21 protein-coding genes are annotated in these 18,742 nt (G+C 68.1%); 12 read left to right on the top strand and 9 right to left on the bottom strand.

All coding sequences use genetic code 11. The annotated features are described in order from the left end of the window. Positions 1-3 precede the first annotated feature (3 nt). Positions 4-666 carry a class I SAM-dependent methyltransferase gene (locus ACTWQN_RS00795; RefSeq protein ID WP_443201314.1) on the bottom strand — a complete coding sequence of 221 codons (663 nt, stop codon included), beginning with the start codon at positions 664-666 and terminating at the stop codon, positions 4-6. Between the two features lie 195 nt (positions 667-861). Further along, positions 862-2,226, bottom strand: coding sequence for an MFS transporter (locus ACTWQN_RS00790; RefSeq protein ID WP_443201313.1), 1,365 nt, complete (start codon positions 2,224-2,226; stop codon positions 862-864). A 69-nt stretch (positions 2,227-2,295) separates the two neighbouring features. Here ACTWQN_RS00790 and ACTWQN_RS00785 point away from each other — a divergent pair, with 69 nt between their 5' ends. From ACTWQN_RS00785 to ACTWQN_RS00775, 3 genes are all read left to right on the top strand, one after another. Then, the gene (locus tag ACTWQN_RS00785) at positions 2,296-2,604 is read left to right on the top strand and encodes an ArsR/SmtB family transcription factor (RefSeq protein ID WP_443201312.1); all 309 of its coding nucleotides are present in this window, start codon (positions 2,296-2,298) and stop codon (positions 2,602-2,604) included. Between the two features lie 158 nt (positions 2,605-2,762). Then, positions 2,763-3,953 carry an MFS transporter gene (locus ACTWQN_RS00780; RefSeq protein ID WP_443201311.1) on the top strand — a complete coding sequence of 397 codons (1,191 nt, stop codon included), beginning with the start codon at positions 2,763-2,765 and terminating at the stop codon, positions 3,951-3,953. Positions 3,954-4,077: 124 nt separating this feature from the next. Beyond that, complete coding sequence (locus tag ACTWQN_RS00775; protein ID WP_443201310.1) at positions 4,078-4,815, top strand: EamA family transporter; 738 nt, start codon at positions 4,078-4,080, stop codon at positions 4,813-4,815. A gap of 139 nt (positions 4,816-4,954) precedes the next feature. Here the strand turns inward: ACTWQN_RS00775 and ACTWQN_RS00770 are convergent, their stop codons facing one another. Then, positions 4,955-5,563, bottom strand: coding sequence for a TetR/AcrR family transcriptional regulator (locus ACTWQN_RS00770; protein ID WP_443201309.1), 609 nt, complete (start codon positions 5,561-5,563; stop codon positions 4,955-4,957). 71 nt (positions 5,564-5,634) lie between these two features. Here ACTWQN_RS00770 and ACTWQN_RS00765 point away from each other — a divergent pair, with 71 nt between their 5' ends. After that, complete coding sequence (locus tag ACTWQN_RS00765; protein ID WP_443201308.1) at positions 5,635-6,165, top strand: peroxiredoxin-like family protein; 531 nt, start codon at positions 5,635-5,637, stop codon at positions 6,163-6,165. A 34-nt stretch (positions 6,166-6,199) separates the two neighbouring features. Here ACTWQN_RS00765 and ACTWQN_RS00760 read toward each other — a convergent pair whose 3' ends face one another. After that, on the bottom strand, positions 6,200-7,546 hold the full coding sequence (locus tag ACTWQN_RS00760; protein WP_443201307.1) for an acetamidase/formamidase family protein: 1,347 nt from the start codon (positions 7,544-7,546) through the stop codon (positions 6,200-6,202). A gap of 295 nt (positions 7,547-7,841) precedes the next feature. On the opposite strand from ACTWQN_RS00760, the gene ACTWQN_RS00755 reads away from it, so the two are divergent. Then, the gene (locus ACTWQN_RS00755) at positions 7,842-8,591 is read left to right on the top strand and encodes an SDR family oxidoreductase (protein WP_443201306.1); all 750 of its coding nucleotides are present in this window, start codon (positions 7,842-7,844) and stop codon (positions 8,589-8,591) included. 123 nt (positions 8,592-8,714) lie between these two features. Here ACTWQN_RS00755 and ACTWQN_RS00750 read toward each other — a convergent pair whose 3' ends face one another. Next, positions 8,715-9,284 carry a TetR/AcrR family transcriptional regulator gene (locus ACTWQN_RS00750; protein ID WP_443201305.1) on the bottom strand — a complete coding sequence of 190 codons (570 nt, stop codon included), beginning with the start codon at positions 9,282-9,284 and terminating at the stop codon, positions 8,715-8,717. A gap of 192 nt (positions 9,285-9,476) precedes the next feature. Then, complete coding sequence (locus tag ACTWQN_RS00745) at positions 9,477-10,655, bottom strand: MFS transporter (protein ID WP_443201304.1); 1,179 nt, start codon at positions 10,653-10,655, stop codon at positions 9,477-9,479. An 84-nt stretch (positions 10,656-10,739) separates the two neighbouring features. Between ACTWQN_RS00745 and ACTWQN_RS00740 the strand changes: the two genes are divergently transcribed. Both ACTWQN_RS00740 and ACTWQN_RS00735 read left to right on the top strand, forming a co-directional pair. Continuing rightward, positions 10,740-11,057 (top strand): ArsR/SmtB family transcription factor, encoded by a 318-nt coding sequence (locus ACTWQN_RS00740; RefSeq protein ID WP_443201303.1) that lies wholly within the window; start codon positions 10,740-10,742, stop codon positions 11,055-11,057. Between the two features lie 155 nt (positions 11,058-11,212). After that, positions 11,213-11,434 carry a helix-turn-helix domain-containing protein gene (locus ACTWQN_RS00735; RefSeq protein WP_443201302.1) on the top strand — a complete coding sequence of 74 codons (222 nt, stop codon included), beginning with the start codon at positions 11,213-11,215 and terminating at the stop codon, positions 11,432-11,434. A gap of 105 nt (positions 11,435-11,539) precedes the next feature. On the opposite strand, the gene ACTWQN_RS00730 is transcribed toward ACTWQN_RS00735, so the two are convergent. The 3 genes from ACTWQN_RS00730 to ACTWQN_RS00720 all read right to left on the bottom strand — a co-directional run bounded on the left by ACTWQN_RS00730 (position 11,540) and on the right by ACTWQN_RS00720 (position 14,062). Next, positions 11,540-12,562, bottom strand: a complete 1,023-nt coding sequence (locus ACTWQN_RS00730) for a methyltransferase (RefSeq protein WP_443201301.1) — start codon at positions 12,560-12,562, stop codon at positions 11,540-11,542. Between the two features lie 204 nt (positions 12,563-12,766). Further along, on the bottom strand, positions 12,767-13,612 hold the full coding sequence (locus tag ACTWQN_RS00725) for an alpha/beta fold hydrolase (protein ID WP_443201300.1): 846 nt from the start codon (positions 13,610-13,612) through the stop codon (positions 12,767-12,769). Positions 13,613-13,894: 282 nt separating this feature from the next. Then, positions 13,895-14,062 (bottom strand): hypothetical protein, encoded by a 168-nt coding sequence (locus ACTWQN_RS00720; RefSeq protein WP_443201299.1) that lies wholly within the window; start codon positions 14,060-14,062, stop codon positions 13,895-13,897. 10 nt (positions 14,063-14,072) lie between these two features. On the opposite strand from ACTWQN_RS00720, the gene ACTWQN_RS00715 reads away from it, so the two are divergent. The 5 genes from ACTWQN_RS00715 to ACTWQN_RS00695 all read left to right on the top strand — a co-directional run bounded on the left by ACTWQN_RS00715 (position 14,073) and on the right by ACTWQN_RS00695 (position 18,740). Beyond that, on the top strand, positions 14,073-14,888 hold the full coding sequence (locus ACTWQN_RS00715; RefSeq protein ID WP_443201298.1) for an SAM-dependent methyltransferase: 816 nt from the start codon (positions 14,073-14,075) through the stop codon (positions 14,886-14,888). A 191-nt stretch (positions 14,889-15,079) separates the two neighbouring features. Then, positions 15,080-15,223 (top strand): hypothetical protein, encoded by a 144-nt coding sequence (locus tag ACTWQN_RS00710; protein WP_443201297.1) that lies wholly within the window; start codon positions 15,080-15,082, stop codon positions 15,221-15,223. 99 nt (positions 15,224-15,322) lie between these two features. Next, the gene (locus ACTWQN_RS00705; protein ID WP_443202000.1) at positions 15,323-16,867 is read left to right on the top strand and encodes an ABC transporter substrate-binding protein; all 1,545 of its coding nucleotides are present in this window, start codon (positions 15,323-15,325) and stop codon (positions 16,865-16,867) included. Positions 16,868-16,899: 32 nt separating this feature from the next. Further along, on the top strand, positions 16,900-17,853 hold the full coding sequence (locus ACTWQN_RS00700) for an ABC transporter permease (RefSeq protein ID WP_443201296.1): 954 nt from the start codon (positions 16,900-16,902) through the stop codon (positions 17,851-17,853). After that, positions 17,850-18,740, top strand: coding sequence for an ABC transporter permease (locus ACTWQN_RS00695; RefSeq protein WP_443201295.1), 891 nt, complete (start codon positions 17,850-17,852; stop codon positions 18,738-18,740). The genes ACTWQN_RS00700 and ACTWQN_RS00695 overlap by 4 nt, the downstream gene beginning before the upstream one ends. Positions 18,741-18,742 lie beyond the last annotated feature (2 nt).

The following is an 18,742-nucleotide window of genomic DNA, read 5'->3' as shown; positions in this document are numbered from 1 at the left end:
ACCTCAGTTGGATGCGCGGCTTCCCGCTCCCCAGAAGAACGGCCCAGCCGTCGAATGGACCTCGATGCGCCAGCCGATCCGGTCGAGCGCCCGTTCGAGGTCCTCGGGTCGGTGTGGGACTTTGACGATCCGGTAGGCGGTCCCATCCGCGAGCCGACGCCGGATGGTCGAGGACCGCTCGCCCTCGATGAGTTCCGCAGCGGTGCGGTACCAGTCGTCGACGAAGAGCACTCGCCCATCCGGTTTCAGGCAGTTGGCCACCAGCGACCAGAAGGACTCGAAGTGGTCGGGCGGAACGTGCGACAGCCAGAACCCGAAGAAGACGACGTCGTAACGACGATCCGGCTGCCACTGGAACAGATCAGCCGCCATGAAGCGCACGCCTTCCTCGCCCAACCGAGCCGAGGCGATGGCGAGCATCTCCGGAGACGCGTCCACGGCGGTGACGTCCGTGGCGTGGCGGATCAGTTGGGGCGTCCACGTGCCGGGGCCGCAGGCGAGTTCGAGCACGCTGCCGGTCGGCCGGAACTCCTCGATCGCCGCGGACAGCTCGGCACCTCCGGGAAAGGGCAGCAAGTGGTCCTCGTACTCCGCGGCAACCGCCCGGTAGTAGCCGACCTGCTCGTCGAGCAGCTCCGCCATGTTGTCGTACCTGTCAGCATCCATGTCCTGAACATCCGCCTTTCCCCTGGGGAAAGGTCAAGACACCGGATCGGGATGAGCCGTCCGGAAAGATCACGTGAGGGCTTTCCTTCGGTTTCGCCGCTTTAGCGACTAGGTGTACGAGGCCATTGACGTTGGTGACACCGGCTCGTAGCACGCGGATCCCGCCCGTTGGGGGTCGATGTGACGCTTCGACGTTCAGGCGGCCAGCGCTTTCACGGCAGTGGCTGGCCGCGCCAGTGCGGTGAGCACGAGTGCGACCGCGGTCGCGGCAGCGCCGACGATCAGGCAGGTGATGAACCCGTTGCTGAAGTCATGGGTTGTCCCGAGCAGGGGGCCGAAGGTGGCAACCCCGATGGCGGCACCGACTTGCCGGGAGGTGTTGAACACGGCGGACGCCGTACCGTGCAGCTCGGGTTCGACGGCGGCGATGGACCGCGCGGTCATGGTCGACACCAGCATGCCCGAAGCGAGCCCGGCCGGTACCAGTGCGACGACCAACGGCCAAAGCAGGGGTGCGGTGCTCGCCCACGCCACAGCGAGAAATGTGAGGGCAAGGACCGTCTGGCCGATCCCGAGGACTGCGCGAGGGCCGACGCGTTGCGCGAACGGTGCCGCGCACAGGCTGCCGACCGAGATCAGTCCGGTTAGGGGAAGGAACAACAACCCACTGGTCAACGCGCTGAGCCCGCGGCCTTGCTGGAGCATCAAGCTCATCGCGAACAGCAGCCCGTAGAACGCGAAGTTGAACAGCGCCCCTTGAACGGCGGCACTGACGAACCCGCGATGGGAATAGACCCCCACCGGGAGCAGCGGTGCCTGTCCTGATCGTTCAGCCACCACGAAGCCGATGGCCCCCGCGACGGCCAGTCCGCCTGCGGTGAGGACCGCGGGACTGCTCCAACCCTGGGCCGGGGCTTCGATGAGCGCGAACACCAGGCCGCCGATCAACACGGTTGCCGTGCCCATGCCAGCGATATCGAGGCGACGATCCCGACGTGGCACGGCGGGCATCGAGCGGAGACTCCAGACGATGGCCGGGATGCCGATCACCACGTTGACCGCGAAGACAGCCCGCCAGTCCGCGAGCGAGACCAGCACTCCGCCGAGCAACGGCCCAGCCGCCATACCCACGCCCCCTGCCGCGGCCCACCACCCCACCAGCCGATGCCGAGCCTGGTCGTCACTCGCGGTCGCCGTGGCCAGGACCAGCGCGCTGGGCAGCAGAAGCGCCGAGCCCGCTCCCTGAACCAGTCGCGCGACGTTGAGGACCTGCATCGACCCAGCCACCGCACAGACCGCCGAGGATGCGGTGAACACGAGCAGACCGGTGACGAAGGCCCGCTTCGCCCCGAGGGTGTCCGCGAACGCACCGGCGCCCAGCATCACCGCCGCGAAGGAGAGCGTGTAGGCGTTGATCGCCCATTCCAGTTCCGACCGCGACGCCTGCAGGTGCGAAGCCAACTGCGCGAGCGCGAGGTTCACGATCGTGCCGTCGACGAAGACCATGAAGGCCGCGATCAGCGCGAGCGCCACGACACCCCGCCGGTGTTCGATAGTCATGGAACAACTCTAAGGCAGGGTTTCGATGACTGTCGAACACGGGGCTAGACTTGGAGCGAGGAGGTAATGATGACGTCGTCCCCGCCGCAGGCCCCCGCCCGACTCGAAGCGACCAGCGTGCTGCGCGCCCTCGCGGACCCGGTGCGCCTGGATCTCGTCCGCCAGCTCAGCCAGTCGGACACCGCGATCGCGTGCGGCCGATTCGACACCCAGGTAGCCAAGAACACCCTCAGCCACCACTTCAAGATCCTCCGCGAAGCAGGCATCATCGCCACCCACCGCGAAGGCGGCCAATCCCTCAACGTGCTCCGCGAAGACGAACTCGACGCGGCCTTCCCCGGCCTGCTGAAAGCGATCCTTCCCAATATGCGGACTTAAAGACGTCCCTTCCAATCGGCGCCACCAACGTCGTGCCCCGCAACGACTGGCCTGAGCCGGTGCTTCGGCGAGGCGCACGCGGATGACCCCAGCGCACGCCGGGCCCCGGCTGGTACTTTAGGTCTAAATCAGCAGGGGCGAGAGGGGATCGGTTGGGGGTGTATCGGGCCGTTGTCGCGCGGCGCGGCTTCACCAGGTGGGCGATCGTCGCGTCGAGTGCGCGTTCCGCGCTCGCGATGATGCCGCTCGGGTTGGTGCTGCTGGGGGTCAACGCGGCGGGAACGCCTGTGCGGGGCGCAGTTCTGGCTGGCGTGTTCACCGCGGCGGAACTGCTCGCGGCGCCGTTGGTCGCCAGCAGGCTGCCGCTGCAGCTCGGGCTGGCGGGCATGAGCCTCGGCAGCGCAGTCCTGGCCGTCGGCGCCGCGCTCGCGGCTCCCGTGGCAGTGCTCTCGTTCGCGGCCGCCGCGACCGGTTTCCTCGGTGCGGGCCTTCCCGGGCAGGTCAGAGCGGCGCTGACCGCACTGGTGCCGGACTCGGCGCGGGCGGCTGCCTACAGCCTGGAATCCACCGCGAGCGCCGCCCTCTACGTGGTCGGACCCGCAGTCGTGGCAACGCTTTTCGCCGTCGCCGGATGGGTCGCCTTCGCGTTTGCCGCATTGGTCCTGGCGATCGGTGCGGCGGTTGCCCTGACGTGGTCCCGACCTGCTGCGGACAAGCGCCACCGCTTGTGGCACGGAGACCGAGGGGCCTTCGCGCGGATCTGGCCGACGTGCGCGGCCGCTGCCGCGTTCATGGGCGCGGTGGCCTCCCTCGACGTGGCCGTTCCGGCACTGCTCGCCGAGCGGGGTACTCCCCCGGCCACGGCGGGATACCTCCTCGCCGCGTTCGCCGCGACGGGGATCGTCGGCGGGTTGGTGTACGGGGCACGGCGTTGGCCGGGGACCGCGGCGGCGCAGGCGTGCCTGTCGGCGCTGGCCATGTGCGCTGTCCTGGCATTGCTCGGCTTGCCCGAGGACACCGTCGCGGTGGCCTTCCTGTTGCTGGCGGCCGGTTTGTTCGGACCACCAAGCCTGGTCGCCCGGAGTCTGGCGGTCCAACAGCGGTTGTCCCCGGATGACCTGGGCGTGGGGTTCTCCCTGCTGTCGGCTGCCGCTGGTCTTGGCGCGTCGCTCGCGGCGTTCTCCATGGCCGCTCTGATCGCCGTGACATCGCCCGGCACCGCATTGCTCACCGTCCTCGCCGCCACCTCCGCGGTGACGGTCCTGGCGTTGCTCGCGGAGCGTCGGTGCGAAGCGAAAGGCATCACCAACGCACCGCTACAACCGTCAACACCCGATTCCGGTTGTTGACCGGGCACAAGTCGGCACGACACGTCCACAGTGGACTTCCGGTCGCCTGTGCAGCTCGCTCGCCTACGGATGCGCCGATTTCCTGGGCGGCCTGGGTGCCCGCAAGGCCCACGTCCTGCGCATCGTGATGATCGCGGCCCCCGCCAGTCTCGCGATCGAGCTGCTGCTGTGGCCGGTCTTCGGTGCTTCGTTCAGCACCGCCGCACTCGGTTGGGGCGCCGCCGCCGGTGTTGCCTCGGCCGCCGCGTTCGCCCTGCTCTACCGCACCTTGGCGATCGGTCCGATGAGCGTGCTGTCACCGGTGACCGCGCTGGTGTCCGCCGTGCTGCCGGTCGGCGTCGGCCTGGTGCAGGGCGAGCGCCTGTCGGCGGCCGGGCTGGTCGGCCTGCCGCTCGCGCTGGTCGCCGTCGTGCTGGTCAGCGCCGGACACCGCGCGAGGTCGGTGCGCCCGTCGCGCACCGCCCTGCTGCTCACCTTCGGCGCGGGTGCGGCCATCGCCCTGCAGCTGATCTGCCTGCACCAGGCGCCGTCCGACAGCGGCTTGGCCCCGCTGATCATCGGCCGGGCCGTCTCCTCGGTCGTCACCCTCACGGCAGCAGGGCTGCTGCACCGGCGGCTGGGGCCGGAACGGCCCGCGTTCGCCCTGTCGGCAGCCGCAGGCGTGTTGGACTCCCTGGCGAACCTGTGTTTCCTGCTCGCCGCCCGAAGCGGCGATCTCGCCGTCGTCGCCGTCATCACCGCCCTCTACCCGGCTGGCACCGTCCTGCTCGCCCGCGGCGTGCTCGCCGAACGCATCCACCGCGGCCAGCTCGTCGGCCTGGGCACCGCCGCCGTCGCCGTCAGCTTCCTCGCCCTGACCTGAGCGACACCACCGGCCGATCAGTTCGTACCGCCCTGGAAACCCTGGCCGCCGTGCGCCACCTCAGCCCCGCCCACAACTCCAGTCGACACCCGGCGACCGTCGTGTTCGGTGTGCGTTCACGACCCTGGCGGACCGACCATCAGAGGCCGAGGCCGCGCAGCAGGATGCCGAAGCCGCGTCGAAACTCCTCCTCCGGCCGGATGGTTCGGGCCTGGACAGCGGTCTCGGACAGGATTGGGAACTCCTCGACCGGCAGCGCGGCCAGGGTGGCGGTACCCGGCCCGGACAGCGGGCTGAAGTGTTCGACCTGCAAGGCGCCGAAGACGTATCCCAGGACGGCCCGGAAGGCGATCACCCGTTGCTTCCCGACGAATCCCGCGTCTGTCAGCACCGCCAGCACCGTCTCACCCCAGCGGCGCGAACTCGGCGAGCGGTGTCGATGGGTCAGCAGCAACGGCACGACCACCGGATGCTCGGACACCGCCAGCCGCACGCGCTCGACGAGCACGCCCAACCGTTTCCCGGCCGAACCGCGCGGCATGGTCAGATCGACGGCCTGCAGGACCAGGTCGACCACTAGTTCCTCGACCTGGCCGCGGTCGGTGACGTAGCGGTAGAGCGACATGGTGCCCATGCCGAGTTCCTGGGCGACCGTGCGCATCGAAAGGGCGCCGAGCCCGTCCCTGTCGGCGACGGTCAGCGCCGCGGTCGCGATCTGGGTGGGCGTCAGGGATCGAGGGCGTGGCATGACGTTTGACAGCGTACAACATACGCGCATAGCTTCGTAGGAGTACACCCAACGCTTACAGAGGAGCCCGTGTGCGAGAAGTCAGCGACCGCGAGTTGGTCACCGTCACCGGCGAACACGTCCGCGTTCCCGATCCCGAACGCCTGGTGCACCTGCAGTTCCGGCGGTTCGCCGGATGCCCGATCTGCAACCTGCACCTGCGCTCGATCGTGCAGCGGCACGACGAGATCACCGCCGCGGGGATCCGCGAGGTGGTGTTCTTCCACTCCCCCGCAGACGAACTGCGCGCCTACGAGCTGCCTTTCGCGGTCATCGCCGATCCGGGCAAGCGCTATTACCGCGAGTTCGGCGTGGAATCCGGCCGTCGCGCACTGCTGCATCCGCGAACCTGGGGCGCGATCGTCCGCGGCGTGGCCCTAACGCTCGTGGGCAGGTACCGGCCGCCCGCAGCCAGGCAGGATGGTGGTCGACTCGGGTTGCCTGCCGACTTCCTGATCGCCGCCGATGGCCGAGTTCTCGCCGCCAAGCACGGCACGCACGCATACGACCAGTGGTCGGTGGACGAACTGCTGTCGCACGCCCAAGCAGCCGTGACCCGATGACGTGGCCCTCCAGAACCCCGGCGAAATGACCGGCTCAGTCGAAGTGCGACTTCTGGATGACGCCGTGCACTCCGGTGGTGCGGTCGACCACCTGGGACACCTCGAAATCCGCCGCTGCGGACAGGTAGGCGTAGGCGACCGCGCGGTCCATCCCGAGATCGCGCTGGAGGAAATCGAGCGCGTTGACGACGGCACGACGCATCGCGATGTCGAGATCGCTGCCCTGTCCGTCCTTCGCACCGTCCGGATCGGACAGTCCGATGGGGATCCACGCGTCATCGGTTTCGCCGAACGGGTAGTGGAAGGCGACCGAGGGCGCATCGTCGGAACCCGGTTCGCAGACGGTCAGCCGGAAGGTCGCGCGGACGGCTCCCTCCATCGCGGTGAGGGCGACCTCGCCGCCGCCCATGGCCAGGTGCGGGTCACCGACGTAGAAGAGCGCGCCTTCGGCGAAGACCGGTAGGTAGAACGTGGTGCCGACGGTCAACAGGTTGATGTCGATGTTGCCGCCGCCGAGCGTCGGCGGAATGGAGTTGAGATCGGGATCGGTCAGGCTCGCCGCGGACGAGAACGCGACACCGGTGACGCCCATGAACGGGCGCAGCGGAAACCGCACCTCCTTGCCGGTGCCGCGCGGCATCGCGCCGACAGCACCGCGTTCGCCCGATTTGACCGGCGTGAAGACCGAAACGTTGCCGTACTCCGTGGGCACGCCGGTGTCTCGCCCGTCCGTCTCGATCGGCGGCATGACCTCCGCGAGCGTGATCCCCGCCGGAGCCAATCCATCAGCCATCCGGGCCAGCGCTCCCTTGCCGTGGCGACTGGACACCACGCCATAGGGCACCCGCGGCAGGAACGACAGCATCTCGATCTTCAGCACGTCCCCGGGCGCTGCTCCGTCCACGTAGATCGGTCCGGTGATCACGTGCGGGCCGTCGCGATCGAAGTCGCGGGGCGTGCGGTCGTAGTGGGCCGCTATCTCGATCGCGTCGGTGAGCACCTCGTCGGCCGGAACTCCGTGCGAACCGAAGTACGCCACGGGGTCGCGGCCCTGATCTTCGAGGATTCCTTCGTGGGAAACGGAATCCACCGTGACCGTTTCCCCGGAACGCATCCGGAGCACCGGCTCGCTGCCGGTGGAAGGGACGTAGCCCCACCGAACCTGGTCGGGCAGCGAGGACAGGTAGTGCTGCCCGTGGATCGGTCCGCTGCCGGGCTGCAGGATCTGCCGTGGCACGGTGACCAGGGGCGCCGCCGCAGCGGACCCGGACGTGCCAGCGGCCGCGGCGCCGCCACCGCCCAGCACCGCTGCCGCGCGCAGGAAGCCGCGCCGTCCCAGCCCCTCGACCAGGGTGTCGCGTGCGTTCTCGGCTGCGTTCACGAGCCCTCCCGTCGTCTGGCCGGTAAATGTAGCTGGCCGAGACGTCGACGGGACATGGCTGCGGTCACACGACAAGCTTCGTAACACGGATCTGTTCCGGATGAAACAACCGGAAATACGAACACACTCACCCGGAAAGCCCCAGGCGCCGTCCCGGGCCGAAGCCCCGCCCAGCCGATCAACCCACTCGTCAGCACCCGCGCAGGCCAACCCGACCACGAGCCGCCGTGGCGGCTCGTGGCGCCGTGGCGGGTCACCAGAGTGACAGCCGGTTTAGATTCTGACTATCATCTATATGACTGCCCGCCACCCTCATGGAGGTCTGGAGAACATGGAGATAAGCAACGCGGTCGCGCTGGTCACCGGGGCGAACCGGGGTCTTGGAAGGTGCTTCGCCGAGGAACTGCTCAGGCGGGGGGCGGCGAAGGTCTACGCTGCCGCGCGCAACCCAGCTGCGGTGGACAGCCCGGGGGTCGTTCCGCTGGAGCTGGACATCACGGACCCCGCCTCCATCGCGGAGGCCGTCACCGCAGCGCCGGATGTCAGCTTGCTGATCAACAACGCCGGAATCTCCACCCACACACCGCTGGTGACCGGCGACATGGCGAAGATCCAGTTGGAGATGGAAACCGCCTTCTTCGGTCATCTCAACGTCATCCGAGGCTTCGCCCCGGCGCTGGAGGCGAACGGAGGCGGCGCGGTGCTCAATGTTCTGTCGATTCTTTCCTGGGCCCATTTTCCGGCCTACGGCGCCTACTCCGCGGCCAAGTCCGCAGCATGGGCGATGACCAACGTGGTCCGCCAGGAACTCGCGCCCATGGGCATCGACGTGACCGCCCTGCACGTGGGTTACATGGACACCGACATGGCCGACTACGTTGCTGCGTCCGAGAAAATCCACCCCGCACTGGTGGCAGCCACCGCGCTGGATGGAATCCAGGCCCGGGTGCCCGAAGTCATCGCCGACGAGGGAACCCGTCGGGTCAAGTCCGCGCTTTCCGGCGGCCTGGAACTGATCTACCCCGATCTGTCCACGGCAGGCTGACGTCATTCATGGCCGGCGAGGACCCCGGTTCAGCCTCGGGCCGAACGAGCTCGATGCTGTTTCCCCGGGTCCTTCCCGCAACCGTGGACTCCGGTCGGCTGGCGTTCGTCGGCTATCTCACCACTACGTCGTGTCCGGTAGCTCCGTCGGCTGGTCACCTTCAAGGGCGTCGTGGACGACCTGCAGGATGGTGTCGGACAACGGGGTTCGTCCGGTCGCACGCGCCAGCGTGAGGGCGCCGACCATCGTCGCGAAACCGACGATGGCTCGGCGATGGGCGTCATCCTCGGTCTGTCCCGGAGCTTCCTGGAATTCGGCGATGAGCGCGATGGCGTGCCCCACACCCGTCAGGTAGGAGGTCCGCAGCGGACTCCCGGCAGGTGCCCGAGCGGCATCGCAGGCAAGAGCCGTGCTGGCGCACCCGGCGCCCGAGTCATCGCGGTGCTCGGTCGACAGATAGCCGCCGAGCAGCTCCCGCCACGCTTGTGCCCTGTCGGGAAAGTCTTCGGAGATCTGGGTCAGCTGGCTGGCGAGTTCGCCGAACGCGGCCGTGACGGCGAGGCCCAGCAACTCGTCCTTGGATTTGAAGTGCTTGTAGAACCCGCCGTGCGTCAGGCCGACACTCGACATGAGTTCCTGCACGCTCGTACCCGTGCTACCGCGCTCGCGAATCAGCTTCGCCGTCGCGGTCACCACCTCCTCGCGGTGCCTCGCCGCGTCGGCACGTGACGCTCGACCCATCTCACCCTCCGTTCCACACCAAGGAGTCCACCCGACATGGCTGATAAGGATTTTATTAGACATCTAACGGAGCGGACAGAGCAACGGCCGTCGCGGTGACCACACGGCTTTCACCGAAAGACGTTTCCGACATCGCACCTCCGTTCAGGCGCCGGTCGACGTCATCGCGGCAGTCGGGCTGATCGCATTGCGCCGCTCGGGTGCGGTCAGCCGGGTAATGCCGACCACGATGGCGGCGAGGACGGCGGCGGCCGGGGCCAGCCAGAGGACTCCTACCAGTGAGAGCACCGCACCACCGAGGGCTGCGCCGATCGCCGTGCCGACGTAGTTCATCGATCCGTTCAAGCTGAGCGCGACGGCAGCGTCGTCGCCGCCCGCGACGAACACCCGGTTCTGCTGCGGGACGAACGGGAAGGATCCGACGAGGCCGAGGGTGAACAGCGCGACGAGGGTCGGCACGAACCAGTGCTGAACAGCGCCCAGGACGGCGGTCGCGCAGATCGTGGCGGCCAGCGCCGCGGTGATGGTGGCCAGCGAGTCGAACCGGTCGGCAATCCGTCCGACGAGGCGGTTTCCCGTGAAGAAACCGGCGCCGAAGACGAACATGGCGACCAAAATGGCGTCGCTGGCCGAGGTGCTCACACCGACGACGGCCGCGGCGTAGGACAACACCAGGTAGAGCGGTGCGAGCACGAGCGCACTGACGACCAGCAGCACCAGAATGCGCGGGTTGACGAGCACCGAAACCCTGCTCCGCAGTGAAGTCGCAGGCAGCGTGACCGAGGGCACGCCGACAACGGCGAGCACCGCAGCGACGGCTGCGAGCACCACGAGCATCCACATCGCACCCCGCCAGCCCAACCACTGCCCGGTCAACAGCCCGAAGGGCACCCCGAGCACCGAAGCGAGGCTGGAACCCGCACCGATCATCGCGAACGACCGGGCCCTGCGCTCGGGGCGGGACAGCACACCGGCCACCGCAAAAGCATTGGCCTGAAACGCCGCCGCACCGAGCGCGGCAACGATGCGGCCGACCAGCACGACCGCGTAGGAAGGGCCCGCAGCCTGCAGCACCATGCCGACCAGGAAGGCGACCATGCCCGCGCCGATGACCACGCGCCGATCCATCCGGCCGGTCGCCGTTGCGATGATCGGCGACCCCACCGCGTACGCAACGGCGAACGCGGTGGTCAGCTGGCCAGCAGCGGCAACGCTCACCGACAGATCCGCGGCGATGGGCGGCAGCAGCCCCGGCAACACGAAGCCGTCGACACCGAGCACGAACGTGCCGACCGCGAGGACGATCAGGCGCCAGGACGCCAAATCATTCGATGGTTCTCGAATCATCACAGGGCGAACACTAGGCTATGATTCGATGTGCGTCAAAGAATTGAGCGGAGGAGACGGATGTCGCGCACGCTCCCGGAACCCTCGGTCGATTCCTACGACCTCACGGTCATCCTCAACGCGCTCGCCGACCCCAGCAGGCGGGCGCTCATGACCGCGCTGTACCACACCACCGAGCCGATCGACTGCGCCGTCCTGGTCGAGGAGATCGACCTCGGTCTGAGCAACCCGACCATCTCGCACCACTACCGCGTCCTCCGCGAGGCGGGCCTGACCAGGACCATCACCGACGGGCGCAAGCGAATCATCAGAGTGCGCCGCGACGAGGTGGAGGCACGCTTCCCCGGCCTCCTGCAGGCAGTGCTCGGGAACCGGTGATCGCAACGAGGGTGGCGGGCCTTCGGGTGCGCAGCGCTCGTCGTCGAGGAACCGACACTTGCTGATCCACCGCGATCACTGTCGCCGAAGCGGCACAACGGCTTTCGGACAAAGGCGGGAAACGGGACGCGCGAGCCGCCGGTGCCGCCGCGGGTATGTCCAGAAGCAATTTCGCACTGCGGTTCAAGACATTGGTCGGCGTTCCTCCGCTGGATTACCTGGCGCGCTGGCGAATGCAGTCCGCGATTCGCACAGTCCGGTCCACGGACCGGACGATCGCGTCCATCGCGGGCGAATTCGGGTACGCGTCGGAGGCGGCGTTCAGCAACGCCTTCAAGCGGATCACCGGCCACCCGCCGACCCACTACCGGCCCTGAACGGAGGAGCCACTGCGCCACCCGAGCTGGCGCGCTACGTCAGGCAGGGTCGCCCCGATCCTGATCGCATCCCACCTCCCGCGCCGACCCGAGCTGTCGGCAGATTCAGCGCAGTGTCGCCTCGATTAGGGAGTAGCCGCCTTCGGGGCCGTCGATGATGCGGTCGACGGTGAAACCGGCTCCGCCCAGCAGATTGGTGAATTCGGTGGTGGTGCGCTCGCGGCCGGTGACCATGCCGAGCATGGTGAGATCGGCGATCTTGCCCAGGTGGGGGTCGTCGCCGTCGGGCATCACGACTTCCAGGACGACCAGGCGCGCGCCGGGTGCGGCGGCTTCCCGGATGCGGCTGAGGATGTTGGTGCAGGCGGTGTCGTCCCAGTCGTGCAGGACGGTGGAGAGCAAGTAGACGTCCGCCTTGGGAACGGACTGGAAGAAGTCCCCGCCGACCACTTCGACCCGGTCGGTGAGCCCGGCCTGCGCGAGCCTGTCGTGGGCGGCCTGGACGACGTGCGGCAGATCGAGCACGATGCCCCGGCGGCCGGGATCGTCGGCGATGAGCGAGGCCAGGACGGAGCCGTCGGCACCACCGATGTCGGCCACCGCGTTACCCACCGGAAGGCGATACCCGTCCAGTACCGCGGACTGCGACCCGGCCGTCATGTCCGCCATGGCGGCGGTCAGTGCTGGGGTGTGTTCCGGGTGATCACCCAGGTAGTCGAAGAACGACTGCCCGTGCAGCAACTCCGGCCCCGACCGGCCGGTTCGCACCGCCTCGGTCAACATGGCGAAGGGGGCGTAGTGCGTCTCCATCCAGAACAGCGCCACGCCCCGCACCGAGCCGGGGGTGCCTGCGGCCAGGGTGGCGCCGAGTTCGGTCACGGAGAACGAGTCACCGCTGTCGTGGCGGAACACCCCGTATCCGGTCAGGGTGTGCATCAGGCGCCGCAGCGAGTCCTCCCGCACCCCGGTCAGCGCGGCCAGCTCCCCGACCGGACGCGGCCCGTCCAGCAATGCCGCCGCGAGGTCCAGCTTCGCCACCGCGTACAACGCTTGCGAGAGCTGGAATCCCGCGAGCTTCTCCAGCATCTCCGCGGCGAGTTCCGCGGCGGAACGCTCGCTCTGATCCATGACCCGACCCACTTCCTGGCGCTGTGCGCTCGTCATTTCCATGACGGAGTACGCGATAACATTGGAGTAACAGGAAAATTGTTGCGTGCCTGGCTGACTCGTGGCGAACCAGGGGTACTTCCAGGGCCGCGTTGATCCGGTGCCAGACTCGGGGACTTTGGTCAGGGCGGGTTGGGCTGGCACGCCGTCGAACCCGCCGCGCGTCTACGCGTTCGAGAGGAAGTCCCGTACGACGGTGTTGAAGAGTTCTGCGTTCTCCCGGAACATCAGGTGGCTGCCGAACTCGGCCGCGGAGAACGTCTTCAGCCGCGCGCCCGGGATCTGCGCGGCGACCCACTGCCCGACGCCGGGACTGAAGACGCTGACCTCACCACCGATGACCAGCGTGGGCACCGTGATGCGCGGCAGCACATCGCGCCAATCGTTGCCGTAGTGATCCAGGTGCAAGCTCGCGGCATGCTCGCGCGGGAGGAGGAGGTTCTGCTCGACGATCCACTCGACCTCGTCCTCGCCCATCGCCGCAGTGCGCATCATGTCAACGATGGACCTCGTGGTGGCGACCGCATCGGTGCCACGCAGCCCAGCCGCGATCCCGAAACCCGCCTCCGCGCTGAAGATCGCACCCAGCTCGGCGGCCCGACCTGCTGGCGCCAGATCCACCGCGGCCAGCGGCCCCTGGTCCACCAGAACCAGGCGGCTGATGCGACTGCGGTCGAACAAGTCCCAGTAGCACCAGATGACCGCGCAACCCAACGAATGGCCAAGCAGCACGACATCCCGAAGATCCAGGGCCTCAAGGAGATCCCGCAGATCAGCAGCCAGCCGGGAAACCCGGTAACCGTGCCGCGGCCTGTCCGACTCACCGTGTCCACGATGGTCCACGGCGATCACCCGGTGGTCCCGGCTCAGATCGTCGATCTGCGCTCCGAACTCGGCAGCACTCTGCGAAAAACCCGGCACCAGCACCAACGGAACCCCGACACCGGCTTCCACATAGTGCAGGCGCACCGAATCGTTGGTCACGATGTATCCGTTACGACGTTCACCCATGGATTCTTCTGCTCTCGACGGTGCGGATGTGCTCCCAACCTATCCAAACCCGGCGGCCTCAAGGTTGCTCCGTCGATCCCTGGATCGGGGCACCGCCATCACCTAGCGGGTCGGCCATCGGTGGCCAGGACGAGCGGCTTCGCGGTCTGCTGGCAGGTCAGGATGTCGAGATCGTCGCCGACCTCGACGGCGGGGCGCTGGTGCCACCGTGCGTAGTGGGGCGCTTAACACCAGTGGCGGGCTGTTGAGCACCGGTAGCGGGTTATCGTGATCAAGTGGATCTCAGGACGGGCGCACCGGCCGCGAAAGGCACGCCTGGGTGCGCATCGCCGCATGCCCGGCCGAGTCCACCGCCCACGGCGCAGGCATGGCGGCCACGGCGGCGCTGGCTGGCGACGGCGGCTCACCTTGCCATTGCGCGACCCCGTTGACCAGGTCAACAGAATGCACGAGGACTCCCATGGTTGAACCGTCAGAGAACCCGGAACTGGCCCAGCGGATCCAATTCGACAGGCCGCACCCGGCGCGCGTCTGGAATGCCCTGCTTGGGGGCAAGGACAACTACGAGGCGGACCGGGCGGCCGCCGACGAGATCGCGAAGACGGACCCGACCATCCGCGGCTACGCGCAACAGTGCCGGGGTTTCCTCGTCCGGGCGGTGCGCCACCTGGCCAGCGAAGCCGGTATCCGGCAGTTCCTCGACATCGGCACCGGCCTGCCCACCGAGCTGAACACCCACGAGGTCGCCCAGGGCGTCGCGCCGGATTCGCGGATCGTCTACGTGGACAACGACCCGCTGGTGCTGATCCATGCGCGCGCCTTGCTGCGCAACACCACCCCGGAAGGGGTGACGACCTACATCGACGCCGACGTGCGCGACCCCGAAGCGATCATCGCCGACGCGCAGAACGTGCTGAACTTCAACGAGCCGATCGCGGTCATGCTGTTGGGCATCTTCGGCCACGCCGCCCCCGAGTACGCCACCATGCGATCGATCCTGGACCGGCTGATGGCCGCCGTCCCCTCGGGCAGCTATCTGGCGTTGTTGGACGGCGCCAGGACCGACGACGAGGTCTACCTCGCCGCTGTCGCCCGCGCGGCGGAGGTGGGTCACCGCTACCACCTGCGCACGCCAGCGCAATTGGTCGAGTGCTTCGAGGAACTCGAACTCGTCGAGCCCGGCCTGGTACCGGTCAACCAATGGCGGCCCGACCCGTCCGACTCCGGCCAGGACAAGCCGTGCAACGCCTACGGCGCCGTGGGACGCAAGCCGTAACCCTCGGCCCGATGCCCGCCGACCCGGTCATGCGCGCCGGGACCGTGCGGCCGTTGGTCACGCAGCGCTGGCTCCGGTTCCAGTGGGTAGCGCCGCGGCGGGCCAGCCTTCGCCGGTTTTGGCTGCGCTGTTGGAGATCACCGCCGAGCACCCGCTGAATGGGTGCTCGCCAGCAGGGTGCGCGGTACGCGATGCAGAGCATCGTTGATGACCTGCTTCATCGGGGCGGCCCCAACGTCCTGATCCGCACGCCGGACCTGGCGATTTCCAACGCCGCGCCGGAACTCCGCGCGGACTGGCGTTTCGCCGCTGAAGAATGGCGTGCACGCGGGTAACGGTGTAGTTACGCCAACTCCCGAACGTTGACTTGGGTTCATCCGTGTGCCTGTAATATGTCACATGTTATTGGAGCTCCGACTGGTGGTCGGGTGTTCATGCGGATAGGACCGGTGGCCGCTGCCTTCGCCGCGGCGGCCCTGCTGCTGACTTCCTGCGCCACACCGGGCGCGGGCGATGTCGGTGGGCCCGAGCAGAACATCCTCGTGGTCACCACGCCCACCGAACCGGACAGCCTGGACGCGACGAATGCGAACAACTTCGCCGCACGGCTGGTCTTCACCAGCTTCTGCGAGAAGCTCTACGACGTCGACGACCGGCTGAACATCGTGCCGCAGCTGGCGGCCGCGCTGCCCACGGTCGCCGCGGACGGGAAATCGCTGGACATCCCGATACGTCCCGGGGTCACCTTCAACGACGGCACCCCGCTGGACGCGGCCGCCGTCAAGGAGACCCTCGACCGGCACCGCACGTTGCCGACCTCGGCCCGGAAGAACGAACTCTCCGCCATCGCGAACGTTTCGGTCCGCGATCCGATGACCGTCCACATCGAACTGAAGCGGCCGTCCGCGCCGCTGGTGGCCCAGCTCGCCGACCGCGCGGGTCTGATCATGTCGCCGACCGCGCTGCACAAGCTCGGGGACGATTTCAGCACCGACCCGATCTGCGTCGGGCCCTTCACCTACAGCGGCCGACTGTCCGGCAGCGAAATCCAGTTCACCAAGTCCGATTACTACTACGACGCGGACAAGGTGAAGCTGCGCGGAATCGTCTACCGGTTCATCAACAACTCCGGGGTGGCCACCGCGAATCTGCAGGCTGGCAGCACGCAGGTGGCCGAGCACCTGGATCCCAGCGACGCGCTCAAGCTGCAGGCGGAACCGGATGCGCGCAACCGCGTGCTGCGCTCCGACACGGTGGCCTACCAGTCCATCCACATCAACGTGCGCCCCGAGGCCGGTACTCCGTTGAGCAAGTCCGTCGATCTGCGACGGGCGTTCGAGATGAGCATCGACCGCAACGCCCTCAACAAGGCCGTGTGGAACGACCAGAACGTGGTGGACTGCCAGCCGTTGCCCGTGCAGAGCGCGCTGCACAGCGACGTCAACTGCACGCCGTACGACCCGGAGGGCGCGCGCCGCATCATCGCCGCTTCCGGGCTGCCCACCCCGATACCGGTCGAGCTCATGGTGCTCACCGGTTCCGCCCCCCAGCGCGAGGCGCAGGTCATCCAGGCGATGGCCAACGACGTCGGGTTCGACGTGTCGGTGAAGCCGCTGGACCAGGTGTCGGCGCTGAAACTGGCCCGCAGCGGGGACTTCGACGTCTACCTGCAGGGCTGGTCCGGGCGGGTGGATCCGGACGGCAACACCAACGACCTGGTGACCACCGGCGGCTCGAACAACTTCAACGGACTGAGCAGCCCGGAGCTCGACTCGCTGGTGCAGCGGGCGGGCAGCACGAACGTCCCGGACCAGCGTCGTGAGCTGTACGCGCAGGTCATCAGGCAGGTCGCGGACACGCACGCGCTGCTCTACCTCTACCACAACCGCTGGTTCGTCGGTGCGAACAAGAACGTTCAGGGCATCGAGTACTACCCGGACGGGATTCCCCGCTTCAAGACCGCCTACTTCACCCACTGACGGGAAACCCCAGAGAGGGCAAGGGATTCCTGATGATCCGGTTCGTGCTCCGCCGCATCGGAATCGCGGTGATCACGCTCTTCCTCGGCAGCATCGCGGTGTTCCTCGGCGTCCGCGCGCTACCCGGCGACCCGGCCGACGTGCTGGGCGGGGAAAGCCCCTCACCGGAGACACTCGCGGCGATCCGGCAGCAGTTCGGCTTGGACCAGCCGCTTCCGGTGCAGTACTTCTCCTACATCGGTCAGGCGCTGCGCGGAAACCTGGGAATGTCCACTCTGGACAAGATGCCGGTCACCGACGTCCTGCTGGAGCGGCTGCCCGTGACGCTGGAGCTCACCGCGCTGTCGATCCTGGTCGGCCTGGTGATCGGGGTGCTCGCCGGGGTCGTGTCGGCGGTCTGGCGCGGCTCGGTGTTCGACTACCTCGCCAACGGGTTCGGCCTGTTCGGGCTGTCCGTGCCGCACTTCTGGCTCGGCCTGCTGGGCATCGTGGTGTTCTCCATCCAGCTCCGGGTGCTCCCGGCATCGGGGTTCGTCGGATTCGCCGACGATCCGCTGGAGAACCTCAGCCGGATGGTGATGCCGGTGCTGGTCCTCGGCACCGGTTTCGCGGCGGTGATCATGCGGCAGAGCCGTTCCGCCCTGCTCAGCCAACTATCCGCGGACTACGTGCGGACCGCGCGCTCGAAAGGCGTGCCCCGCTGGCGGGAAGTCACCCACGCACTGCGCAACAGCCTCACCACGGTGACCACGGTGGTCGGCCTGCAACTCGCCGGGCTGATCAGCGGGGCGGTCATCGTCGAGCAGATCTTCGTCATCCCGGGCTTCGGAAAGCTCATCGTGGACGGTGTTTCGTCCCGGAACTACCCGGTGGTCCAGGGTGCCGTGCTGGTCACCGTCGTCGGCTACGTGCTGGTGAACCTGCTCGTCGACATCGCCTACGCCTACCTCAACCCACGTGTGCGACTGTCCGGAGGAACCACGTGAACACCCCCGCGCCAGTGATCGGGCGCGCCGCGCCCGCACCGGCATCGCCCGCCGGAGCGCCGCGATGGCGCCGGATCGCGCGGCGTTTCCTGCGTCGGAAGATGGCCGTGGCGGGCGCCGTGCTCGTGCTGGCGTTCCTGCTGCTGGCGCTGGTCGGTCCGCTGGTCACCAGCGATCCGGCCCGGCTGGGCCTGGACAACCTCCTGCAGGGACCGTCCGCGGCGCACCCGCTGGGCACCGACGACCTCGGCCGGGACGTCCTCGCCCGGATCTGCAACGGCGCCCAGGTCTCGCTGCTGGCAGGGGTCTTCTCCACCGCGCTGGCGATGCTGGTCGGCATCCCGATCGGGCTGCTCGCCGGTTTCTACCGGGGCTGGACCGACTCCGTCCTGATGCGGGTGAACGACGTGCTGCTGTCGTTCCCGTTCCTGATCTTCGCGGTGGTGATGGCCGCGATCCTAGGCCCGTCGCTGCCGAACGTGATCATCGCGTTGGCCGTGGCGGAGGTCCCGTCGGTGGTGCGGATCGTGCGCGGCGAGACGATCGCGTTGCGCGAGCAGGAATTCGTCGAGGCAGCGGTGGCCGACGGTGCCGGTGACATCGCGATCATGGCCAGGACCGTGCTGCCCAACATGACGAACACGCTGATCGTGAAGGCCACCGTCGCCATCCCCGCCGGGATCATCGGCGAGGCGGCGCTGAGCTTCCTCGGCCTCGGCGTGCAGCCGCCCACCGCGTCCTGGGGCGTCATGCTCACCAGCGCCCAGCAGTTCCTCACCCAGGATCCGCTGCTGGCGCTGTTCCCCGGCATCGCCATCGCACTGACCACGCTCGGGTTCAACCTGCTCGGCGACGGCCTCCGCGACGTACTGGACCCGAGGGGTTGATG

Origin of the sequence: Saccharopolyspora antiqui (genome assembly GCF_052246905.1) — a bacterium.
Lineage (GTDB): Bacteria > Actinomycetota > Actinomycetes > Mycobacteriales > Pseudonocardiaceae > Saccharopolyspora.
Note: the sequence above shows the minus strand (reverse complement) of the source record. Positions and strands in the feature narration are given on the sequence as shown.